Raw genomic sequence first — 21,778 nt, forward strand, 5'->3', positions numbered from 1 at the left:
TTATCATTTTTTACGTTGTCTGTTTTATGACGCTACTAATAATTGCTGCAAATCCAACACTGAAAAAGGATAGTTCAAGCGTTTTGATGGCGTCAGTATCACAGGAATCGTGGTAGCAAACTCCATCATCAGCACCTCATCAAAATCAGCAATATCAACATACTGATAGCGTATCGGCTGCACCGCTTGAAATTGGCTGAGTAGGTGTTCAGCGACGTCACAAAGATGACAGCCAGTCGTCCCGAGTAGCCACCATCTATCCTGATTTTCAGCCGTACCAAGATTGGGATTGGTGGCAATCATACGTGCCCGTAGTGTTGGTATCGTATTACAATTGCCATTATCATTATCCATATTTTTACTCTTATTCTGATTTCTATTTTTGATAGTTGCTACCTTTTAAGATATTTGCTTCTAACGTCTGTTTATAATGTCTAGCGCTAATAATGTCTAATGCTAAGTATTTATCTTCCGTAATTTAAGCAAAGGCATTGATATTATTTAACACTATTTACATGATAAAGAAATAGGGTAAATAATGACAGCGATTGTGAGATTAGGTAAGATGACCTGCTATTTATCATTGCGCATTGTTAGCATCTTATTGATAGCTTGCCGTTTATAGCGCGCCATTTATAGATGGCCGCTTTTTATATGACTATTTTTTCACCACTCGGATATCGCACGCATGACAAGTTTTGGCAAATTTATCAAACGTTTATTATTGGCATTCATGTTGTTGGTCGTGGCATTCCATATATTGGTCGCAGGGTTACTGTTGATTTGGAAAACCCAGCCGATTAATAACAGTATGTTTATGCTGACCCATCGTTTAACGGGCGGCACGGTCACCCAGACGTGGGCTGAGTATGACGCCATTGCCAAATCTGCCAAACAAGCGGCGATTGTCAGTGAGGATTCGACGTTTAGCCAGCATAATGGCTTTGATATGAAAGGCATTAAGGCGGCACAGAAAAAGAACGAAGAAACTGGCAAAATGTCAGCGGGCGGCTCAACGATCACCCAGCAATTGGCTAAAAACCTATTTCTCACCTCGCATCGCTCTTATAGCCGTAAAGCTGAGGAAGCGATTATCACTGTAATGATAGAAACTTTGTGGGATAAGCAGCGCATTTTGACCGCTTATCTCAATGTGGCGGAGTTTGGCAATGGCATTTATGGTATCGATGCCGCCGCCCATCATTATTTTGATAAATCAGCTGCCAACCTAAACCGTGACGAATCTGCTTTACTCATCGCCATGCTGACCAATCCAAAATACTATGAAAGTCATCAAAGCGACAAACGCTTGCGTAACAAACAACGCATCATTAAAAAACGGATGAAAAATGCCGTCTTGCCACAATCGGCTTAGCTTGCTCGCTCAAACTGTTAGTGATTTTAAATAGCGGTAAGATTAATTGTGCTATGTTATAGGATGTAAAATTAGCCGCTCTAAAAAAATTAGTATAAAAACTTCTGAAACGTGTTTGAGTATAAAAATAAAAGATGATGGCGTATCGATAACGCTAAAGGAGTGGGAAGATGGCAGAGATAGATAATAAGCATGAAGTTAATGACAGTATTGATATGAGTATAAAAACTGACAATGAAGTAAGCCCAAGCCTTATTGAAGTGAGTAATAATTCGATTGATGGTTTAACCGATAGTGCGACTAACAGTTTAACTGAGGTCTTAACTGAGAACCTGACTGACATTGATTGGCAACGTTCAGAAGATGGCAGCTATTCACCGAGCAGCTATATCAATCGCGACTTGTCATTATTACAGTTTCATTTGCGGGTATTAGCGCAGGCAGCCAGTTCGCGTCATCCTTTATTAGAGCGGTTATTTTTCTTAATTATTTTTTCATCCAACATCGATGAGTTCTTTGAGATTCGCGTCGCCGGTATCATGCAAAAACTCAATCTGGGTGATGTATCGACCAGTGTCCACGGTATGCGCCCAAGCGAAGTATTGGAAGAGATATCCGTTATCACTCATGCTGCCATCACTGAGCAATACCGTATTTTAAATGAAGATATCCTGCCAGCACTTGCCAAAGAAGATATTCGCTACTTAAAACGGGACGAGTTAAATTGCGAGCAATCGGCATGGATGAAGCGCTATTTCACCGAGCAAGTATCACCGGTATTAACACCTATCAGTATTGACCCTGCGCATCCATTTCCACGCTTAGTGAATAAAAGCCTAAACTTTATCGCTACCTTGGAAGGCAAAGATGCCTTTGGTCGCGATATCAATTTGGCGATTGTACCAGCGCCGCGCAGTTTGCCGCGCGTGATTCGTCTGCCTGATGAGCTGACAGGTGGTAAAGAGCACCATGTGATGCTATCAGCCGTGATTCATGAACATATCGGTGAGCTATTCCCTGGGATGAATGTCACGGGTTGCCATCAGTTTAGATTGACACGCAATGCAGATTTGGACTTGGCAGACGATGTCGATGATATTGCCAAAGCCTTAGAAGGCGAGCTTGAAAACCGCCGCTTTGGCGACAAAGTGCGTTTAGAGGTCACCACCGATTGTCCAACGCCTATTAGTGATTATTTGCTCAATGAGTTTGAGCTGCATGACAATCAATTGTACCGCGTTAATGGACCGGTGAACTTAACGCGCTTGCTGTTTGACTTTAATATTCCAGCACTACGTTATCAGCCTTTTACTTATGTCGTACCGAAACCGTTTCGCCGTGAATTCGATAAGCTGGATAAAGCGACCAGCATGTTTGCGGCGATGCGTAAAGGCGATGTCTTGGTTCATCATCCGTTTCATGCCTTTTCACCGATTATCAATCTATTATGGCAAGCGGCAAGCGACCCAAAAGTATTGGCCATTAAGCAAACGCTATATCGTTCAGGTACCAATTCAGAAATCGTCAAAGCCCTAGCGGCAGCAGCGCGTCATGGTAAAGAAGTCACGGCGGTTATTGAATTACGCGCCCGCTTTGATGAGGCGTCTAATATCGCGGTTGCCAATTATTTGCAAGAAGCTGGCGCGGTGGTCGTTTACGGTATTGTTGGCTACAAAACCCATGCCAAACTGATGCTTATCATTCGCCGTGAAGACGATAAAATCCGTCGTTATGTGCATCTAGGCACTGGTAATTATCACGCGGCCAATGCCAAAGTTTATACCGATTATGGTTTATTTAGTGCCGACCCCGATATCTCAGAAGATGTGCATAAAATTTTCCAAGAGCTGACGGGAATGGGCAAACCTGCCAATTTGAAAAAGCTCCTGCATGCGCCGTTTACCTTGCATGAAAAGCTAATGAGCTTTATCGATGATGAAATTGCCCATGCCAAGGCAGGCAAGCGCGCTCATATCATGGTCAAGGTTAATGCGCTGACCGAGCGACGCCTGATTGATAAATTATATGATGCGTCACAAGCAGGGGTTAAGATTGAGCTAATTTTGCGCTCAATGTGTTGCCTGCGCCCGCAAGTAAAAGGATTGTCTGAAAATATCACTGTGCGTTCTATTATCGGGCGTTTTTTGGAGCATACGCGTATTTATTATTTCCATAACGATGGGGACGAGCGTTTATATTGCGGCAGTGCCGACTGGATGGATCGCAACTTGTTCCATCGCGTCGAGGTGGCATTTCCCATTGAAGATAAGAAGCTCTTTAAACAGATTTATGAAGATGGATTATTAAATTACCTGAAAGACAATGTGCAAGCGTGGACACTTGACGGTAATGGCGTTTGGCATCAAATTGAACCTGCTGCAGGTGAGCTACCGCATATCGCGCAAGATTATTTATTAAAAGTCATCAACCGTGTGGGCGAGTCAGTTTAGCGAAATGGCTTTAATAGTCAGTTTTTAGTTAATCTGCTTTTATTAGCGTTGCTTACTGCTATCTTGGATGAACCTAGATAGTATGAACCTTTAATATTCCCAATCAAAATATTCTAAATTAAAGCCAAGCGTGGATTTAGCCTACGCTTGGCTTTTTCGTGTTAATAATCTCTATTGAGAATGATGATAAGTATAAAGATGAAACATGCGTTACAAACTGTCTGGTAAGCTCACATTTATTCACACATTGATACCGCAGTGCACTGGTTAGCGATTGAGAATTCTTCCTATAATTGATACAGGCTTTATTACTGATACCTCAATTATAAAAAATAGGAATGAATCATGAGCAATACTAAAAATGATACCTCAGATATTAAAAAAGCAGCAGAGCAAGCCGATAGTCAGCAAATCGAAAAAAACCTAGCCGACAATAAAGAAGTCGATGTGCCGGAAGAATTGAGTAAAGAAGAACAGACTTCTTTTATTGATGATGATTTGCGTACTGATAAGTGATTTTAATTTAACTAATTTTAATTTATCTAAAAAGCAACCAGTGCCACAAAGAAATTAGTAGCAATGAGCATATTTATTACTGCATAAAAAATAAATAATGCTCTAAACCATAAATGCGAGGGACGCGCCATGCCAACTAATACCCATCCAAACCATGAAGAAGCGGTACCCGTTCGTGATCCAGCAGCCTTACATCCAGACAATGCCCAAGACAGTTATGAAGGTCGTAAACACGAGCCTAATATCGATGGACCACAGCAAGAATCACAGGAAACGGACGAGATATATTCCGACCCTCGTAAAGAAGAGGACTTACCAGCAGGCGGCAAAAATGTCGCGGATTTAAATGCTTATGATTTATCGAAAAAAGGTAATGAATCGCGTTAAGCCATTGTTTAATTTACAAATAAGTAAGCAGTATTAGAAATTAAATGACCAATAATAATAACGATAACCGCAATAACCCAATATGATAAGAACATGATAATAATTACCCATGATAAGGATACCATGATGCAAAATGAAAATATGCAAACCAAAGATCCCGCTTTAACCAAAACGCGTCTAGACGACGCTGATGTTAATCGTACTAATAGTTATACAGCTAATGCTCATACTGAAATTGACAATAGCATTACTGAAAATAAAGGGACAGATACCTTTAAAGAAGGCGTGATTAATTCAGAACACGTCAACGATAATGACAATCCTGCACGTCAGCCAGATCGCCGTGACCAAGAGGGCAGTGCCTTTGATGAAGGTATCAATGAGCATACGATGGTTGGTGATGCGGCTAAAAGTGCAGGTATCAATGACTTAAACCGCTATGCCAACGTTGATAATGCTCAAACTCGCGTGCTAAATCCTGATGAAAAAGATTTCTAACACTTAGATTTTCAGCATTAATTTAATGAGGCGCTAGACGTTAATGTGAATACTATTTTTCGTTTAGATAGCCGTTTATATAGTACTTTATATACCAGTGATGATAACAACGTTAGAAAAGGAATTACCATGAATACGCCAGATGATAGGGATGCGGAAACGAATAATTTAAAAACGGCTCATTCAAAAGATAATATGCCGCTTAAAGATGCCGATGATAATAATGGGATTGTTGCTGATGATGCATTGCAAACAGCCAATCCAGCAGAAGCAGCAAGGTTAACGGATGACCATGATCCGCATCATGTCGGAAAAAGTCATAAAGAATACGACAGCGCTTTAATGGAGAGTGATAAATAACAGTTTTAGACAGTATGCTAAGAAAGTAGACACTTAGACAGTGTGAAGTGAAGAAGTATGAAGCCAAAAGGTGCAACAATTAGCCGATTCTCATATCGACTGATTGTTGCACCTTTTTCTTTTTAAACCGCCTTTTAGAATGGTTAAAATCCTAGCCATTAAGATATGGCACAGATTCTATAATTAAGCAGGTTCACCGCTATGAAAACGCAGCTCTGTATCTGGGCTCGATATCAGCTCTGCTTCTACCGCTTTAAAAAACGCCACGCGCTCGTCGATATTATCCTCTGACAATGACTGCGCCAATGCCAGATAATCTTCAAAATGACGGCTTTCTGATTTAAGTAAGTAGCGATAATATTTCGCCAAACGCTCATCGTTGATGACTTCAGCCAATGCAGCAAAACGCTCACAAGAACGCGCTTCAATAAATGCTCCGATAATCAATACATCTATCATCGCTGCTGGCTCGTAGGTGCGTTTATGTTTCAGCATACCTTTAGCATAACGTCCGGCACTTAGATATTGCCACGCTTGCCCGCGCTCATTCATGATGCCAAGCACCTGCTCATAATGCAGCATCTCCTCGCGTATCAACTGCGCCAGTTTGCGCTGTAAATCATAAGAAAACTCATAGCGAAATAATAAGTTCATTGCTGTACCAGCCGCTTTTTTTTCACAATTGGCATGGTCTTGAATGATTAATGGCAAGTCAGCAATGGCGGCATTTACCCACGCTTGTGTGGTTCGCGCACCCAAAAACTCATAAATAGGGGATAAATCGACCTTTATAGGCGTTCGTAATTGCGCAATATCGACGCTGTCTTCTTGATTATTTTCTTCTTGAGCGCCATTTTCTTGGGTTAAAGTTGCAAGGTTTTGTGTATTGATAGTCATAGTTTTATTGGGCTTTATTGAGTAGTTGTAAAACAGCATTTATTGAATCATGATAAAAAGGTCTGAAAATAAATAAGTCTGCTATAGTCGATTCAACTTAAAAAGAATACATGGCTGTTGGGATAAATTTTGCAAAGCATCGAAAAGTGCGAAGCGCACAGCAAGCAAGAAAAATTATCCCAACAGCAGGCTGTTTTTAACGTGCCTTTTTTATATTGAACTGACTATATAGCGGCAAATATCTTTAATAGCATCTGGAATAATGGATAATTTGACGTGTTTGGTACTTTATAAACGCCTTAGCTTAATAGATAACCGTTAAGCATAAATTACTATGGTAATGATTACTTACAGTTTATCCATCGTTTCCATCATTGTGCTTAAACAAGGCGTTTATAGCATCTAAAGCCATACGTCTTATAGGGTATCATTTATCTACAGCCTAAGTATTTACTTGCTGAATGATGTTTCCTTGTTTATTTTATTATTTGATAGTAGGATGAGATTTTGCTTTTGGGACATTCTGTCTTACTATTGATTGCTAGTGAATAGTTGATACTCAGCATTATATCAACTATCCATGCTATCGCAAAAAGTAAGGTTTATCACCTTAGTATTTGCTTAAAGCTGGTCTAAATAGTAGCAACTTAGATCTTAAGTGCGATAGTAGTAACCCGGGATTAACACACTTCACGAACAGATAAGGATAACAATATGAGCCAGTCTTCTAACGCCAATCGTATTCAGAAGGGCATTCTTGCCATCGATAAGCAGATGTTCGATTTTATTGAAAACGAAGTGCTGCCGAAAGTCGGTGTGGATTCAGACAGTTATTGGTCAGGTTTTGAAAAGGTCATTAAGGAGTTTACGCCGCGTAATAAAGCGCTGCTTGCGACCCGTGACAAAATCCAAGCCCAGATTGATCAATGGCATCTAGACAATCCTGCCAAAGACGGCGACATTGACTATCCTACTTATAAAGCGTTCTTACAAGAAATTGGCTATCTGTTACCAGAAGGCGAAGATTTCAAAGTCAGCACCCAAAACGTCGACGACGAGATTGCCCATATCGCAGGACCGCAGTTAGTCGTACCCGTACGTAACGCGCGCTATGCATTGAACGCGACCAATGCTCGTTGGGGCAGCTTGTATGATGCTTTGTACGGCACAGACGTGATCAGCGATGAAAATGGTCAAGAAGCAAAAGGTGGCTACAACCCAACTCGCGGCGCTGCTGTCGTGGCGTATGCCAAAAAATTCTTAGATGAAAACTTTGCTTTAGCATCGGGTTCATACAACGATGCCACTGGTTTTAAAGTGGTCGATGGCAAGCTTGAAGTGCTACAAGGTGATACCAGCACTGAGCTAAAAAATGCCGCTCAATTCGCAGGTTTTGTCGGTGATGCAGCAAGCCCAACCGGTATCTTATTAAAGAATAATAACTTACACGCTGAAATTCAAATCGATGGCAGCCATCCAGTCGGTAAAGACGATCCAGCCAATATTAAAGACGTGCTATTAGAATCAGCCATTACAGCGATTCAAGATTGTGAAGATTCAATCGCTGCCGTCGATGCTGAAGAAAAAGTGGAAGTCTATCGCAACTGGTTTGGTTTGATGAATGGCGATTTGCAAGAAACCTTTGAAAAAGGCGGCAAAACCCGTACGCGTAAACAAAACCCAGACCGCGAATATACCACGCCAGATGGCGACACCCTTACCTTACCAGGTCGCTCATTATTGCTAATTCGTAACGTTGGGCATTTGATGCAAAACCCTGCGATCTTAGTCGATTTGGGTAATGGTCAAGAAGAGATTTTTGAAGGCTTGATGGATGGTTTGATTACACCGCTATTGTCTTTAAATGATTTAAAAGGTAACAACCAGCTATCAAACTCGCGTAAAGGTTCGATGTATATCGTTAAACCAAAAATGCATGGTCCTGAAGAAGTCAAAATGGCGAACGACTTGTTTAATGCTTCAGAAGACTTATTGGGCCTAGAACGTAATACTCTTAAAATCGGTATTATGGACGAAGAGCGCCGGATGACGGTCAACCTAAAAGAAGCGATTCGCCAAGCCAAAGAGCGCGTTATCTTTATCAATACGGGCTTCTTAGACCGTACTGGTGATGAGATGCATACCAGCATGAACGCCGGACCTTTCGTACGTAAAGGCGATATGAAGTCAGAAGCATGGCAGCCAGCTTATGAGCAGTGGAACGTCGATATCGGTTTAGAGACGGGTCTACAAGGTCACGCTCAAATTGGTAAAGGCATGTGGGCGAAGCCTGATGAGATGAAAGAGATGATGGAAACCAAAGCCGCACATCCACAAGCGGGCGCTAGCACAGCGTGGGTACCATCACCAACGGGCGCCACCTTACACAGCATGCATTATCATGAAGTGAATGTCGCTGAGGTGCAAGACAAGCTAAAATCACGCGAGCGTGCCAGCTTAGATGACATCTTGACCATTCCATTGGCAAAAAACACCAACTGGACGGAAGAAGAGAAGCAGCAAGAGCTTGATAATAATGCTCAAGGCATCTTAGGTTATGTCGTACGCTGGGTAAACCAAGGCGTTGGTTGCTCTAAAGTACCTGATATCAATGATGTTGGTCTCATGGAAGACCGCGCGACACTGCGTATCTCAAGCCAGCATATCGCCAACTGGCTACATCATGGGGTCATCAGTGAGCAGCAAGTGATGGATACCATGAAACGCATGGCAAAAGTCGTCGATGAGCAAAATGCTGACGATAATGGCTATCAGCCGATGGCAAATGACTTCGATAACTCTTATGCCTTTAAAGCGGCTTGTGATTTGGTGTTTAAAGGTCGCGAGCAGCCAAGTGGCTACACTGAGCCATTGCTACATCAAGCACGCCTTGATCTAAAAGCCAACTGCTAAGTTAATCGAGCCATATTGTTAATTAAATAATATAATTAGCGTTAGTTATTATTAACGGGCTCTGCCTTAAGGGTATTTATCTATGTATAAGTAGCCTGCTAACGTTTTGTTTTTAGTAAGCATATTAAATATAGTTAATATGCTTATTACTGATATTTCTCAATAACACCTCTATTCGCCCATGACGAGTAGGGGTGTTTTTTTGCCCCTAATTAAATATATGTTAAACCTCATAGTGGACATGGCTTTGAAGATTTTTTATCATTAGAGACGTAAAAAATATGTTGCAAATTATGTCAAAGTTGTTATGCTTGTACTCGAAGTATGAGTTTGGTAACGGATGTTACGCAACAGAGCGATAAAGACCAACGTTTACATGGCAGTTACGATTTCGATCCCAGTTATGTAAGTCATGGTTTTTTTCATCTTACGGTAATAGAACTTCGCCACACTTGTTTCTGACTAATCTCGGTAGCCAGTTACACATTATATCTTTGAGGATTTGTGACGATACCATTTTGGGCACCGGCTAATAATAGCTCGCTCATTACTAAAATTGTAAAGTGGAGATACCCCCATGAAAAAACTACTTTTAGCTACAGCAATCGCTGCCCTATCTGTATCAGCTGCTCAAGCTGCACCTACCGTTTACGGTAAAATCTTCATGACAGCTGATTATGTTGATTCAGAATTAGATTTTGCAGATGCTGAAGAAAACCTTATAGCTGGTTATAAAGAAGATGGTACACAAATTAACTCAAATTCTTCACGTATCGGCTTTAAAGGCTCTGAAGCCATGACTGCTAATACTGATGTTATCTATCAGTTAGAGTATGGTATTGATGTTGATGCTGATGACAACCAAACATTCAAAAATCGTGATACTTTCTTAGGTCTAAAAAACAATACCTTCGGCGAATTCCGTGTTGGTAACAACCAATCTACTACAGATTATGTAAATAACGTTGTAACTGCTGGTAATGGCTTTTGGGATAACTTAGGCACCTCTATAAATGATTTAAGTATTAGTAATATCGCTCTCGACTTAGATGACGGAGAAATAGAAAGTCTTGATCTTGATGTGCCAGCACTGAATATGGCTGATAGTCGTCGCGTCGGTAACTCTATCGTTTGGAAGGCTCCTCAAGTTGCTGGTGTTCCAGTACAGTTTGCTGCCATGTATGCCAATGATGATGATATCAAAGGTAAGAATGATAGTGGCTGGGGTGTTTCAGCAATGTTTGATCAAGGTACAGGCTTCACTGCTGGTCTTGCTTATGACGACGACGTAAATATCGCTGGTAGTATCATCCGTGGTACAGCGACAGTGGATCTAGCTAAAGTTGCTAACTTTGGTTTGCCACTCACGCTAGGTGCTTTATATCAAGAAGCTGATTTTGATAAAGGTGCCTATAGTAATAGTGATTTCGGCCTTGGTATCTTAGAAGCGTTCGAAATCGACTTAGGCTTGGACGGTGTTACAGGTCAGAAGAAAGAAAAAGGTTATATTTTAAGTGCTGCTATGGGCTTGAACAACTTTGCTAAGCCTGCCACAATTTATACGCAGTATAATAATACTACCAACATTGCTGGTATTAACGATCTAGATTCTGATCAAATCGTAGTTGGTGGTACTTATTCATATAAGCCAAACATGATTGTGCATGCTTATGTAGGTCAGAATGACGCTGAATATAAAGGCAATGCTGATGGCGATCTTGATTTCCTAGGCAACTTTGATTCAAAAGTATTTGCTGTAGGTGCAGGTCTAGAATACAAATTCTAATCTAAACATTAGAATCTGATTATTAAAAACTCATCCTTCGGGGTGAGTTTTTTTGTTGTGACCTTTTTAAAGCTGCAGTGGGTTATAATAGCTACGTATTTACGATGATTACGCACTTAAGATGATTAAGCGTTAAAAACTGAGTGTTTTAAAGAGTTTGCGCTTTTGCCCTATATTTTGTGGCGTATTTTTAGTAAAATCCTTCTTTACCAATTACCGACAGAGTACTATGACCAAGTTTATATTTGTGACCGGTGGGGTAGTGTCCTCACTAGGAAAAGGTATTACCGCCGCATCCCTTGCTGCCGTGCTAGAAGCACGTGGCGTAAAAGTGACGATGACCAAAATGGATCCGTATATCAACGTCGATCCAGGTACGATGAGCCCGTTCCAGCACGGCGAAGTATTCGTCACCGAAGATGGCGCTGAGACCGATTTAGATTTGGGCTATTATGAGCGTTTTTTGCGCCATTCAAAGATGAGTAAGAGCAACAACTTCACCAGTGGTCGTATCTATCAAAACGTTTTGAATAAAGAGCGCCGCGGTGAATATTTAGGCGGTACGGTACAGGTGATTCCGCATATCACTGATGAAATTAAAAGTAAAATCCTTGCCAGTGGCGAAGGCTATGACATCGCCATTATCGAAATTGGCGGTACAGTTGGTGATATCGAATCACTTCCCTTTATGGAAGCTGTACGCCAAATGCAAGTAGAGCTAGGTCGCAATCGCGCCATGCTGATGCATTTAACGCTAGTACCTTATATTGCCAGTGCTGGTGAAACCAAGACTAAGCCGACCCAGCATTCAGTAAAAGAGCTGCGTTCGATTGGTTTACAGCCTGATGTTTTAATTTGTCGCTCTGATCATCATATCTCACCAGACAATCGCCGCAAGATTGCGCTATTTACCAACGTCGAAGAGCGTGCGGTTATCATGTGTGAAGATGCGCAAAGTATTTACCAGATTCCGCGCACCCTGCATGAGCAGGATCTTGATGACTTAATCTGTGAGCGTTTTGGTCTTGATTTACCAGAAGCGGATTTAAGCGATTGGGATAAAGTGGTTGAAGCCCAGCTGAATCCTGAAGCGACGGTAACGGTAGCGATGGTTGGTAAGTATGTTGAATTACCGGATGCCTATAAGTCTATCAATGAAGCCTTGCTACACGCTGGCATCACCCATAAAGCTGACGTGAAAATCGACTATATTGATGCTGAGTTGTTAGAAACGGATGATAATTTATTTGCCCGTCTAAACGATGCCGATGCTATTTTAGTACCGGGTGGCTTCGGTGAGCGCGGTACCAATGGCAAAATGAAAGCCATTACTTATGCGCGTGAAAACAACGTACCTTATCTTGGTATCTGCCTTGGTATGCAGCTGGCTGTGATTGAGTATGCGCGCAATGTGCTACATATCGATGCCAACTCTTCTGAGTTCCATCGTACGGCGGCTGAACCTATTATTGGTCTGATTACCGAATGGTTGGATGAGCGCGGCGAATTACAGATTCGTAGCGATGATTCAGATCTTGGTGGCACTATGCGTTTAGGTGCACAGCAAGCGGAACTGGTTGCTGGTAGTAAGCTTGCCCAAATCTATGGCTCAACCAATATCACTGAGCGTCATCGCCATCGTTATGAGATGAACAATCGTTATATTGAGCCATTAGAGCAAGCAGGTATGAGCATATCTGGTTATTCGGCTAAGCAGCATTTGGTCGAATCGGTTGAGATTCCTACTCATCCTTGGTTTGTCGCGGTACAGTTCCATCCTGAATTTACCAGCTCGCCACGCGGTGGTCATCCACTGTTTAACAGCTTTGTAAAAGCAGCAAGAACCTATAGCGATAATAAATAATCGTTATCGCATGACAGCTTAATCGTTATAAAAAAGACTGATTTTCGGATTGGTCTTTTTTTTGGACTTTATTTAGCCATTTTTTAATAGCGGTTTCTAGCAATAACGCTTTTATGAAGTAATCTACAGTATCAGCGAGATGTAATTACGCTTAGATACTTTTTTTCATGGGGCTATCGGTTACAATACGGGGGAGTAGCATTAATAATAACTGTTCGTAATAACAGTAAATAACAATAATGAGGGTTACCGCTTCATGGAAAATCTATTAACGGCGCAATCGCATATCAAGCTTATGACGCCAAATGGCAATACAATCAATATCGGTAATGATCAGCCGTTTGTATTGTTCGGTGGTATGAATGTCTTAGAATCAAAAGAATTGGCGTTTGAAATTGCCGAGCAGTATGTTGATATATGTCAGCGTTTGGGTATCGGCTATGTTTTTAAAGCCAGCTTTGATAAAGCCAACCGTTCAAGCTTACATTCTTATAGAGGTCCGGGTTTAGAGCAAGGTATCGATTGGCTTGGGCAAATTAAAGAAAAATTCCAAGTGCCAATTATCACTGACGTCCATGAACCGTATCAAGCAGCGCCCGTTGCTGAAGTTGCTGATATTATCCAGCTGCCAGCGTTTTTATCGCGTCAGACTGATTTGGTGCATGCGATGGCAAAAACCGATGCGATTATTAATATTAAAAAAGCGCAGTTTTTAGCGCCGCATGAGATGGGTCATATCGTCAATAAATGTCTTGAAGGTGGTAACGATAAGCTGATACTTTGTGAGCGCGGTAGTGCTTTTGGTTATAATAATCTGGTCGTCGATATGCTTGGTTTTGATACCATGAAGCAGATGGATATTCCGGTATTTTTTGATGTAACCCATAGTTTGCAGCAACCGGGTGCGCGTAGTGATAGTGCCGGCGGACGCCGTGAGCAAATCACAACGCTTGCCCGCGCAGGTATGGCAACAGGACTAGCTGGATTATTCTTAGAGGCGCATCCAAATCCAGAAACCGCCAAGTGTGATGGCCCGTGTGCGTTGCGAACCAGTCAGTTAGAGCCATTTTTACGTCAGCTAAAGCAGATCGATGATTTGGTTAAAGGCTTTGAGGTGTTAGATACGCATTAATAATGTTAAAAATGATATCGATGAGAGGGTAAGACGATGGCGATTAAAATAGCGCAGGTAAGTATCGAAAATATCGATGATACCGAAGGGCTTGAGAGCGTGATGACGGCGCTAAAAAATATTACCGGTGTCACTGAAATTGAGCTGGAGCCTGAAAATGGTGTTGCCTTTATCCGTTATGATGATACGCAAACGACCATCCATGCTTTCGTTGCGGCAATCAGTATGGTCGATTACGTCACTCAACCGTTTCCTATCGATGCCCCGCAAAATCCACGTTATCATGATTAGCGGTGAGGCACTGATAAAGAAGATGCACTTTCATAAAGCGGTTTCGTAAAGATACGAGCAATCAAACTTGTTGTTCAGCTTAATTGGGCTTATGCTAGTTCAATGCTGCAATGACTGTATTTAGAATACAGCGATGAAAGCAGTTTATTAAAGTTATAAAAATACTCACTCATAAAAACGCAGTTATAAAAATAAGGAGCCTCTCATGGCAAACCAAACCCGTATTATTAAGATTGATGGCATGACTTGTGGCGGCTGTGTGGCAAGCGTCCATAATGCCACCGCCGATATCGATGGTTTAGATGATATCAGTATCGAGCTTGCAGATAATCAAGCGACAGTCACCTTTGATGATAGCAAAACCAGTGCAGAAGTTATTGCTGCTGCTATCGATGAAGCGGGCTTCGATGCAACCGTTGCTAACTCGTAAGTATTGTCATTTAGTTAAGTAAACCAGCTATCATGGCTGGTTTTTTAATGGATATTTAAATGGTTTTTTTAATGAGCAATCACTATTTATACATATTAAGTTGCTTCTATCATGGTGCTGAGCGTTATTAAGCTGTAGAGAGTCACATACTTGAATAGCCATTATTCGTATCCATTTAATATTTACTATTCATTAAGATTCATATTCAATTTTAAAACGCTTTACTTGTTTCATTTAGATTTCCCCTCCACTGATATTTTTATGGCCATATCAATTGATAAACGCTATAAAGCGCTATAACGCAATAACGAGTTCTATTTATGAATGATTCTACCCGTACCAGCAATGAGCAGTCCTATGATGTTGAAACTGATATTCAGTCCAATACGACGACATCGCCTACGCGTGCACACTTGCAACTGGCCATTGATGGAATGACGTGTCAGGCCTGTGCCTCAAGAATCGAGAAGGTACTAAACAAAAAACCATCGGTATATGAGGTGAGTGTAAACTTCGCTGGCGAGACTGCCAATGTTGATTATGACCCAACGCAGACCACGCCTGAGCAGGTCACAGAATGGGTAAATAAAACCGGTTTCGTGGCCAATTTGCAAGCAGCCGATAGTTTGTTTGCACAAACAGACGAGGATACCGCGACTGAATACCCGTGGCGCTTGATTGGTTTATGGGTTTGCTTGCTGCCGTTTTTAGTTGGTATGGCGGGCATGCTTGTTGGGCAAGGTATGGCGTGGATGCCACCGGTTTGGATTCAGTTTATCCTAGCGACGATTGTACAGTTTGGATTGGCATTACCCTTTTACAAAAGCGCTTGGGCATCTATTAAAGGTGGTCTTGCCAATATGGATGTGTTGGTGGTCATCGGTACGGTCACCATTTGGGCGTATTCAACGTATCTATGGCTGACCCATGGCGATGGTACGTTAAGTAGTCTATTGCAAAGTGGTCACGCTGGTGGACATGGCCCAGCAGTGTATTTTGAAGCAGGCGTAATGGTCATTGCTTTTGTGCGTACGGGTAAATATCTTGAAGAGCGCACCAAAAAGCACAGCTTAAACAGTATTGATTTACTATTGTCTTTAACGCCTGATGAAGTTGAACAACAGCAATCGAATGGCGACTTTCATAATGTCGCGCTGCAAGATGTACAAGTAGGCGATATCTTGCGTGCTAAGCAAGGCAGCCGTGTTGCAACCGATGGAATCGTTACCGATGGTGCTGGCTGGTGTGTGGAGAGTCATTTAACGGGTGAGTCCGTACCACTCAAAAAAGAAGTAGGTGATGGACTGCTAGCAGGCGCTCTCGTCGAAAACGGCAGCTTACTCTATCGCGTTAGTGCTAAAGGTAGTGATACCAAGCTCGGAGATATGGTACAAGCGCTCAGTGATGCGCAAGGCTCAAAAGCCAATTTAGCGCGCCTTGCCGATAGAGTAACGGCTATTTTTGTTCCTGTCGTGGTGACGATTGCCTTGATCACCTTTGGGTTGACGTGGTGGCTAACGGGTATGATTGATACGGCGTTAATGCATGCCGTGTCGGTATTGGTCATTGCTTGCCCATGTGCGCTTGGTTTGGCCACGCCAGCTGCTATCATGGCTGGTATGGGTGTCGCCGCGCGTCATGGTGTTTGGTTTAAAGACGCGCAAAGCTTAGAAGCGGCAGGCAATATCGATACCGTTGTTTTGGATAAAACGGGCACATTAACCATCGGTAAGCCTGCTATCGTCGATAATGTGATGGTAGATAAGTCACTAGCCGTTGATGATGTCCTGCAAATTGCCGCGAGTGTTGAGGCGCATGCCAGTCACCCATTAGCGACGGCATTGATTAACGCGGCTACTGAACGAAACTTGCCATTGATGAATGTCACTGATATTAGCGTGATAAAGGGCGCTGGTATACAAGCAAATATCGAAGGCTTAGGCTTAATAAAGGTTGGTAGCGCAGAGTTTGCTAATTTGACGCTACCAAAGCTGATGCCAAAAGTATGGCAAATCGCCAGTACGGTCGCTATTAGTATTAACGATGAGCCGCTCGGTGCTTTTGCCCTTGCTGATGACTTAAAGGATGACACGCCGCAAGCCATAAGAGCGCTACAAGATGCTGGCATCAATGTCATTTTGATGAGTGGTGATAAGCAATCGGTCGTTGACCATGTGGCAGGGCAGCTGGGTATCGAGCAAGCTTACGGTAAAATGAGCCCACGCGATAAGGCAAGCCAAATTGCTTTATTGCAAACAGCGGGTCATAAAGTTGCCATGGCAGGGGACGGCGTCAATGATGCGCCAGCGATGGCAACTGCCGATGCCAGCTTTGCCATGTTTGAAGGTACGGATGTCGCCCAGCACAGTGCTTCTGCGCGCTTGATGGGCGAGTCACTCATGCATATCGATGCAGCGCAAAAAATTGCGAATGCAACGGTGCGTAATATCAAGCAGAATCTATTCTTTGCTTTTATTTATAATTGCCTTGGTATTCCGCTTGCCGCTTTCGGCTTTTTAAATCCTATGATTGCCGCGGCTGCAATGGCGCTCAGCTCTATTTCGGTATTAATGAACGCGTTACGTTTGACACGATTTAAAACCGAGGTTGAACTGGATAACACCGTCTCTGGCGCACATAGCAATAGCAAACGTTTAACAAAAGCATAAGCGTTATATCACTATTAATAATGGCACTAACAAAACGCTTTGATAACGACTACTATCGCTGCTCATATAGGTTTTTATGGGCGCAAGTTGGTGTAAGATAAGGGAAGTTTGGCAAAATTTATGCTATGATGCCAAGCATTATAGCCGACGCTTAAAGTGCCAAACCAACTTTTCACTATTCGCAAAATCATGCGCTAAATAAGCGGATTGTATCACTGGTATCAGATGATATAAATCGTATAAACAGGCAAGACTGGTTTGGGCATATTTGCTATACGATATTTTTTATCTTTTTTGTATTCTAGTTGCCGTTATTTATCCCACAAACTTGGCATGACCAAAGGAATTAACAGACATTATGTACGCTGAAGAAACCACCAACGTCACCGCAATTAAAGACATTCGCGCTCGTGAGATTTTAGACTCGCGCGGTAACCCAACGATTGAAGCCGATGTTATCCTAGCTGATGGCACTATTGGCCGTGCTGCTGCCCCAAGTGGCGCGTCAACTGGCTCACGTGAAGCGCTGGAGCTGCGTGATGGCGACAAAGATCGCTACATGGGTAAAGGCGTCAAAAAAGCCGTTGCCAACGTCAATAGCCAGATTCGCAGTGCGCTAATGGACAAAGATGTCACCGAGCAGCAAGACATTGATGATGCGATGATTGCGCTAGATGGCACAGAAAACAAAGACAGCCTTGGCGCTAATGCCATGCTAGCAGTTTCTTTGGCGACTGCCAAAGCGGCGGCCAAGTCACAAAGTCTGCCACTACATCAATACATTGCAAACTTGCGCAATCAGACGTCATTGACGATGCCTGTACCGATGATGAACATCTTAAACGGTGGCGAGCATGCGGATAACACGGTTGATATCCAAGAGTTTATGATTGAGCCCGTTGGTTTCACCAGCTTCTCAGAAGCGCTGCGTGCGGGTACGGAGATTTTCCACAGCTTAAAATCTGTCCTAAAATCACAAGGCTTGAATACAGCGGTTGGTGATGAAGGCGGCTTTGCACCAAACCTACGTAGCAACGAAGAAGCTATCACTGTTATCATGCAAGCGATTGAGCAAGTTGGCTATAAAGCTGGCGAAGATATTCATTTGGCTTTAGATTGCGCGGCCAGTGAATTCTATAAAGACGGTCAATATATCTTGGCAGGCGAGGGTAATAAATCCTTTGATAGCCAAGGTTTCTCTGACTATTTAGTAGGCTTGGCGCGTCAATATCCTATTATCTCTATCGAAGATGGTCTTGATGAGTCGGATTGGGATGGCTGGAAGTATTTGACTGAGCAGATTGGTGATAAAGTCCAATTGGTCGGTGATGATTTATTTGTGACCAACCCTGCTATCTTGCAAGAAGGGATTGATAAGCATATTGCCAATGCGATTTTGATTAAGTTTAACCAAATCGGTACCTTATCAGAAACGCTAGATGCGATTTATCTGGCGAAGAAAAACGGCTATGCAACGATTATCTCGCATCGTTCAGGTGAAACTGAAGACAGCACCATTGCAGACTTGGCGGTTGGTACTGCTGCTGGTCAGATTAAAACTGGCTCACTATGCCGCTCAGACCGCGTTGCAAAATACAATCAGTTATTACGTATCGAGCAACAAGTACGTGCAAGCTACCGTGGCCGTGAAGAGTTTATCGGTCTACGTGGCTAATTAATAAACTAGACAGTTAGGCTTAAAGCTAAGCGATATATCGTCATTGATATGATGATATATCGCTTAATAAGCCTACTTAGTTTTTTACTTTAATCTATTATCTGTTTTCTATTGTCTCTTTATCGTTTGGCGTGATCAATTTATGAAATACTTTAGCCAATTTATGCTACTTGCTTTAGCCGTTGCCGTCCTTTTAGGACTGCAATATCAATATTGGCTGGGTGAAAACGGTCAGTTTGAGCATAATAAATTGCTTACACAAATTGAAGAGCAGCAGCGTTTAAATGATAACCAAGTAGCGGCAAATAATTTGCTACGCACTGACGTTCATGACTTAAAGACCGGTCTTGAAGCAGTAGAAGAACATGCGCGCTTAGATTTGGGCTTAATTAAGCCAAATGAGACCTTTGTACAAGTATCAACAGCGCCGACGACGCACAGCCGTTATTAATCGCTCTTAATTTTACAAAATGAGTGTTTTCTACTATCTACAGTAGTCACATTATTGGTCTTAAAATATTTATGGTTAAAATCTAAACCTCTTTTTCACTTCTCCCCAGTCCTATCATCATGGAATCCAACCATGAGTATCAATCAAAGCCACCTTATGAATACCACACCTAATATACATGCCATGATTGTCGCTGCTGGTCGCGGTAGTCGTTTTGGTGCCTCTATCGCAAAGCAATATACCATGCTACAAGGGCAGACCTTGCTACAGCATAGCGTGGCGCGGCTTGCTAATAGTGCTTATATTGATAAGTGCTTATTGGTTATAGCGGCAGATGACAGCACGGCAAAGACACTCAATTTTGCGCTGCCGATACAGTATGCCATTGGCGGCGCTGAGCGTTGGCAATCGGTACAAGCAGGGGTAGAAGCCATTCGTGAGACAGGTGCTAAAGATTCAGACTTGGTCGTGATACATGATGCCGCGCGTCCTGCGGTGCCGCAACAGGATATCAATAAGGTGATTGAAGCGGCGATGCTAGAGCCTTATGGCGCTATTCTCGCCACGCCAGTAGCGGATACCTTAAAACAGTCCTACACCCAGCCTCATGCTCAATCTAAGACCACAAACGGCATTATAGATAAGCCTGTCAATAGCAGCAGCACCCACTCTTATGCTAAGCGCACTATCGATCGTAGTCATATGTGGCAAGCACAAACGCCGCAAGTATTTCGCTTAGGTGAGTTGCAGCGAGTATTAACCTATGTTGCTGAGAATCAGCTAGAAATTACCGATGAGGCCAGCGCTTTTGAACATTTAGAGCTGCCGATTAGCTTGGTGTCTGGCAGTCGACAAAATATCAAACTGACTTATCCTGACGACGCTATCTTGCTCGCAGCGATTCTTACCGCCCAGTCCGAACTATCATAAAAAACGATAAAGCACCTATAAGAAGCGATAAAGCACTCTTCCTTTATGATTCTTATTCTCTATGTAAACTGTTTTCTATCTAACCTGTTTTCCATCTAAACTATTTTGCTATCAATCTTAACGTTCTCAATAACTAAATTGAGCGCTTATAACTTCATGCGCCTATTTTTTCTCTTTATGTCTCTAAAACTTTTAAATTGCTTATTCTAGGAAGACATATTCATATCATATTTTGCCTATAAATAATTCTAAAGCACAGCTTAGTATTAATAAGTAGAGGCTTAAGATAAACATATATTGCTTTGATGACGAAAATAGCCTATGATGTAACCAACTTAATACAATTAATATAAACATTTATAAATCAATAATATAACAAGTGGATTTGCTATCCTCAAACATCTTGTCAGTATTTTTTATCTAAAGTTAGTATGGTTGTCTTAGCGACATTTACCTGAAAATAGGGAGTAGCTGATTGTCAACAGTCAATGATTCGACAAATCCAGTAACGCCAGATCTCTGCCAGCTTGTATATCTGAGCCACATTACGTCGACTGGTCTTGCAAGTGCGAGTACGATTAACGACATCGCAGAAGTCGCCATTAAGCTGAACAAAGCCGATAATATTACTGGTATTCTTTGCTACGGCAACGGATACTTTTTCCAGTGTGTGGAAGGTTCTGAGCAAGCATTAACCAATCTAAAAAATCGCTTATTGGTAGATGATCGACATCAAGATTTAAAGATTTTGGATTTTTCAGCGATTGCTGAGCGGCGTTTTGCTGGCTGGTCACTACGTTCTATTACGCTTGAGCGTTGGATGGTGAATGAGCCTAAGCTTAAAGCCTTTATGCCGTTTAAGCCCAATACGTGGGGTGCAAATGAATGGCAGCGGTTTTTAGATATTCTGCAAGGCTATTATGAAGAACAAGAAAAATCCGGCGAGCTTGATACGCAGCCGATAAAATATAATACCTTAGGGGTAACCTTGGGCAAAGTAGTCGGACAGCACCAAGCCTTTTTCCTTATTCAGACTATATTGGGCGGCTTGATTGTGTTGGCGCTACTTTGGCTGATGCTAGCAGATAAGATTTGGTAGACTTTTCTAAAAAATAAAACTCATATATTAGGGCGTGTCTTCAATTCATCTT

At 42.2% G+C, this 21,778-nt stretch carries 19 protein-coding genes; 17 read left to right on the forward strand and 2 right to left on the reverse strand.

All coding sequences use genetic code 11. The features are described from left to right. Nucleotides 1–24 precede the first annotated feature (24 nt). Nucleotides 25–354: a glutaredoxin family protein gene (locus B3Q63_RS12275; protein ID WP_296177186.1), complete on the reverse strand. Its 330-nt coding sequence runs from the start codon at nucleotides 352–354 to the stop codon at nucleotides 25–27. A 334-nt stretch (nucleotides 355–688) separates the two neighbouring features. Here B3Q63_RS12275 and mtgA point away from each other — a divergent pair, with 334 nt between their 5' ends. From mtgA to B3Q63_RS12305, 6 genes are all read left to right on the forward strand, one after another. Continuing rightward, nucleotides 689–1,375 carry a monofunctional biosynthetic peptidoglycan transglycosylase gene (mtgA, locus tag B3Q63_RS12280; RefSeq protein WP_201563101.1) on the forward strand — a complete coding sequence of 229 codons (687 nt, stop codon included), beginning with the start codon at nucleotides 689–691 and terminating at the stop codon, nucleotides 1,373–1,375. A 170-nt stretch (nucleotides 1,376–1,545) separates the two neighbouring features. Then, complete coding sequence (gene ppk1, locus B3Q63_RS12285) at nucleotides 1,546–3,825, forward strand: polyphosphate kinase 1 (RefSeq protein WP_296177189.1); 2,280 nt, start codon at nucleotides 1,546–1,548, stop codon at nucleotides 3,823–3,825. A gap of 345 nt (nucleotides 3,826–4,170) precedes the next feature. Further along, the gene (locus tag B3Q63_RS12290) at nucleotides 4,171–4,341 is read left to right on the forward strand and encodes a hypothetical protein (RefSeq protein WP_201563097.1); all 171 of its coding nucleotides are present in this window, start codon (nucleotides 4,171–4,173) and stop codon (nucleotides 4,339–4,341) included. A 129-nt stretch (nucleotides 4,342–4,470) separates the two neighbouring features. After that, nucleotides 4,471–4,728 carry a hypothetical protein gene (locus B3Q63_RS12295; RefSeq protein ID WP_201563095.1) on the forward strand — a complete coding sequence of 86 codons (258 nt, stop codon included), beginning with the start codon at nucleotides 4,471–4,473 and terminating at the stop codon, nucleotides 4,726–4,728. Nucleotides 4,729–4,854: 126 nt separating this feature from the next. After that, nucleotides 4,855–5,226, forward strand: coding sequence for a hypothetical protein (locus tag B3Q63_RS12300; protein WP_296177192.1), 372 nt, complete (start codon nucleotides 4,855–4,857; stop codon nucleotides 5,224–5,226). 129 nt (nucleotides 5,227–5,355) lie between these two features. Beyond that, complete coding sequence (locus B3Q63_RS12305) at nucleotides 5,356–5,586, forward strand: hypothetical protein (protein WP_296177194.1); 231 nt, start codon at nucleotides 5,356–5,358, stop codon at nucleotides 5,584–5,586. Between the two features lie 183 nt (nucleotides 5,587–5,769). Here B3Q63_RS12305 and B3Q63_RS12310 read toward each other — a convergent pair whose 3' ends face one another. Further along, a complete protein-coding gene (locus tag B3Q63_RS12310; protein WP_227692360.1) occupies nucleotides 5,770–6,483 on the reverse strand; it encodes a tRNA-(ms[2]io[6]A)-hydroxylase in 714 nt (237 codons plus the stop codon). Between the two features lie 714 nt (nucleotides 6,484–7,197). Here B3Q63_RS12310 and B3Q63_RS12315 point away from each other — a divergent pair. From B3Q63_RS12315 to B3Q63_RS12365, 11 genes are all read left to right on the forward strand, one after another. Further along, entirely contained in the window at nucleotides 7,198–9,396 is a 2,199-nt protein-coding gene (locus tag B3Q63_RS12315) for a malate synthase G (RefSeq protein ID WP_296177198.1), read from the forward strand. A 577-nt stretch (nucleotides 9,397–9,973) separates the two neighbouring features. Continuing rightward, nucleotides 9,974–11,182, forward strand: coding sequence for a porin (locus tag B3Q63_RS12320; RefSeq protein ID WP_296177200.1), 1,209 nt, complete (start codon nucleotides 9,974–9,976; stop codon nucleotides 11,180–11,182). A 229-nt stretch (nucleotides 11,183–11,411) separates the two neighbouring features. Further along, nucleotides 11,412–13,046, forward strand: coding sequence for a CTP synthase (locus tag B3Q63_RS12325; protein ID WP_201625452.1), 1,635 nt, complete (start codon nucleotides 11,412–11,414; stop codon nucleotides 13,044–13,046). 295 nt (nucleotides 13,047–13,341) lie between these two features. Beyond that, nucleotides 13,342–14,178 carry a 3-deoxy-8-phosphooctulonate synthase gene (gene kdsA / locus B3Q63_RS12330; protein WP_296177216.1) on the forward strand — a complete coding sequence of 279 codons (837 nt, stop codon included), beginning with the start codon at nucleotides 13,342–13,344 and terminating at the stop codon, nucleotides 14,176–14,178. 36 nt (nucleotides 14,179–14,214) lie between these two features. Further along, nucleotides 14,215–14,469 (forward strand): heavy-metal-associated domain-containing protein, encoded by a 255-nt coding sequence (locus tag B3Q63_RS12335; RefSeq protein ID WP_087814436.1) that lies wholly within the window; start codon nucleotides 14,215–14,217, stop codon nucleotides 14,467–14,469. Between the two features lie 205 nt (nucleotides 14,470–14,674). After that, the gene (locus B3Q63_RS12340; RefSeq protein WP_087814437.1) at nucleotides 14,675–14,899 is read left to right on the forward strand and encodes a heavy-metal-associated domain-containing protein; all 225 of its coding nucleotides are present in this window, start codon (nucleotides 14,675–14,677) and stop codon (nucleotides 14,897–14,899) included. A 320-nt stretch (nucleotides 14,900–15,219) separates the two neighbouring features. Further along, nucleotides 15,220–17,568 carry a heavy metal translocating P-type ATPase gene (locus B3Q63_RS12345; protein ID WP_296177207.1) on the forward strand — a complete coding sequence of 783 codons (2,349 nt, stop codon included), beginning with the start codon at nucleotides 15,220–15,222 and terminating at the stop codon, nucleotides 17,566–17,568. A gap of 358 nt (nucleotides 17,569–17,926) precedes the next feature. Next, on the forward strand, nucleotides 17,927–19,243 hold the full coding sequence (gene eno, locus B3Q63_RS12350) for a phosphopyruvate hydratase (RefSeq protein WP_296177209.1): 1,317 nt from the start codon (nucleotides 17,927–17,929) through the stop codon (nucleotides 19,241–19,243). A 145-nt stretch (nucleotides 19,244–19,388) separates the two neighbouring features. Next, nucleotides 19,389–19,697, forward strand: coding sequence for an FtsB family cell division protein (locus B3Q63_RS12355; RefSeq protein WP_281491092.1), 309 nt, complete (start codon nucleotides 19,389–19,391; stop codon nucleotides 19,695–19,697). Nucleotides 19,698–19,829: 132 nt separating this feature from the next. Further along, a complete protein-coding gene (gene ispD / locus B3Q63_RS12360; protein WP_296177212.1) occupies nucleotides 19,830–20,627 on the forward strand; it encodes a 2-C-methyl-D-erythritol 4-phosphate cytidylyltransferase in 798 nt (265 codons plus the stop codon). Nucleotides 20,628–21,102: 475 nt separating this feature from the next. Beyond that, nucleotides 21,103–21,726, forward strand: coding sequence for a BLUF domain-containing protein (locus tag B3Q63_RS12365; protein ID WP_296177214.1), 624 nt, complete (start codon nucleotides 21,103–21,105; stop codon nucleotides 21,724–21,726). The last annotated feature ends 52 nt before the right edge of the window (nucleotides 21,727–21,778 follow it).

The sequence above is a fragment of the Psychrobacter sp. UBA2769 genome (genome assembly GCF_002352555.1).
GTDB lineage: Bacteria > Pseudomonadota > Gammaproteobacteria > Pseudomonadales > Moraxellaceae > Psychrobacter > Psychrobacter maritimus.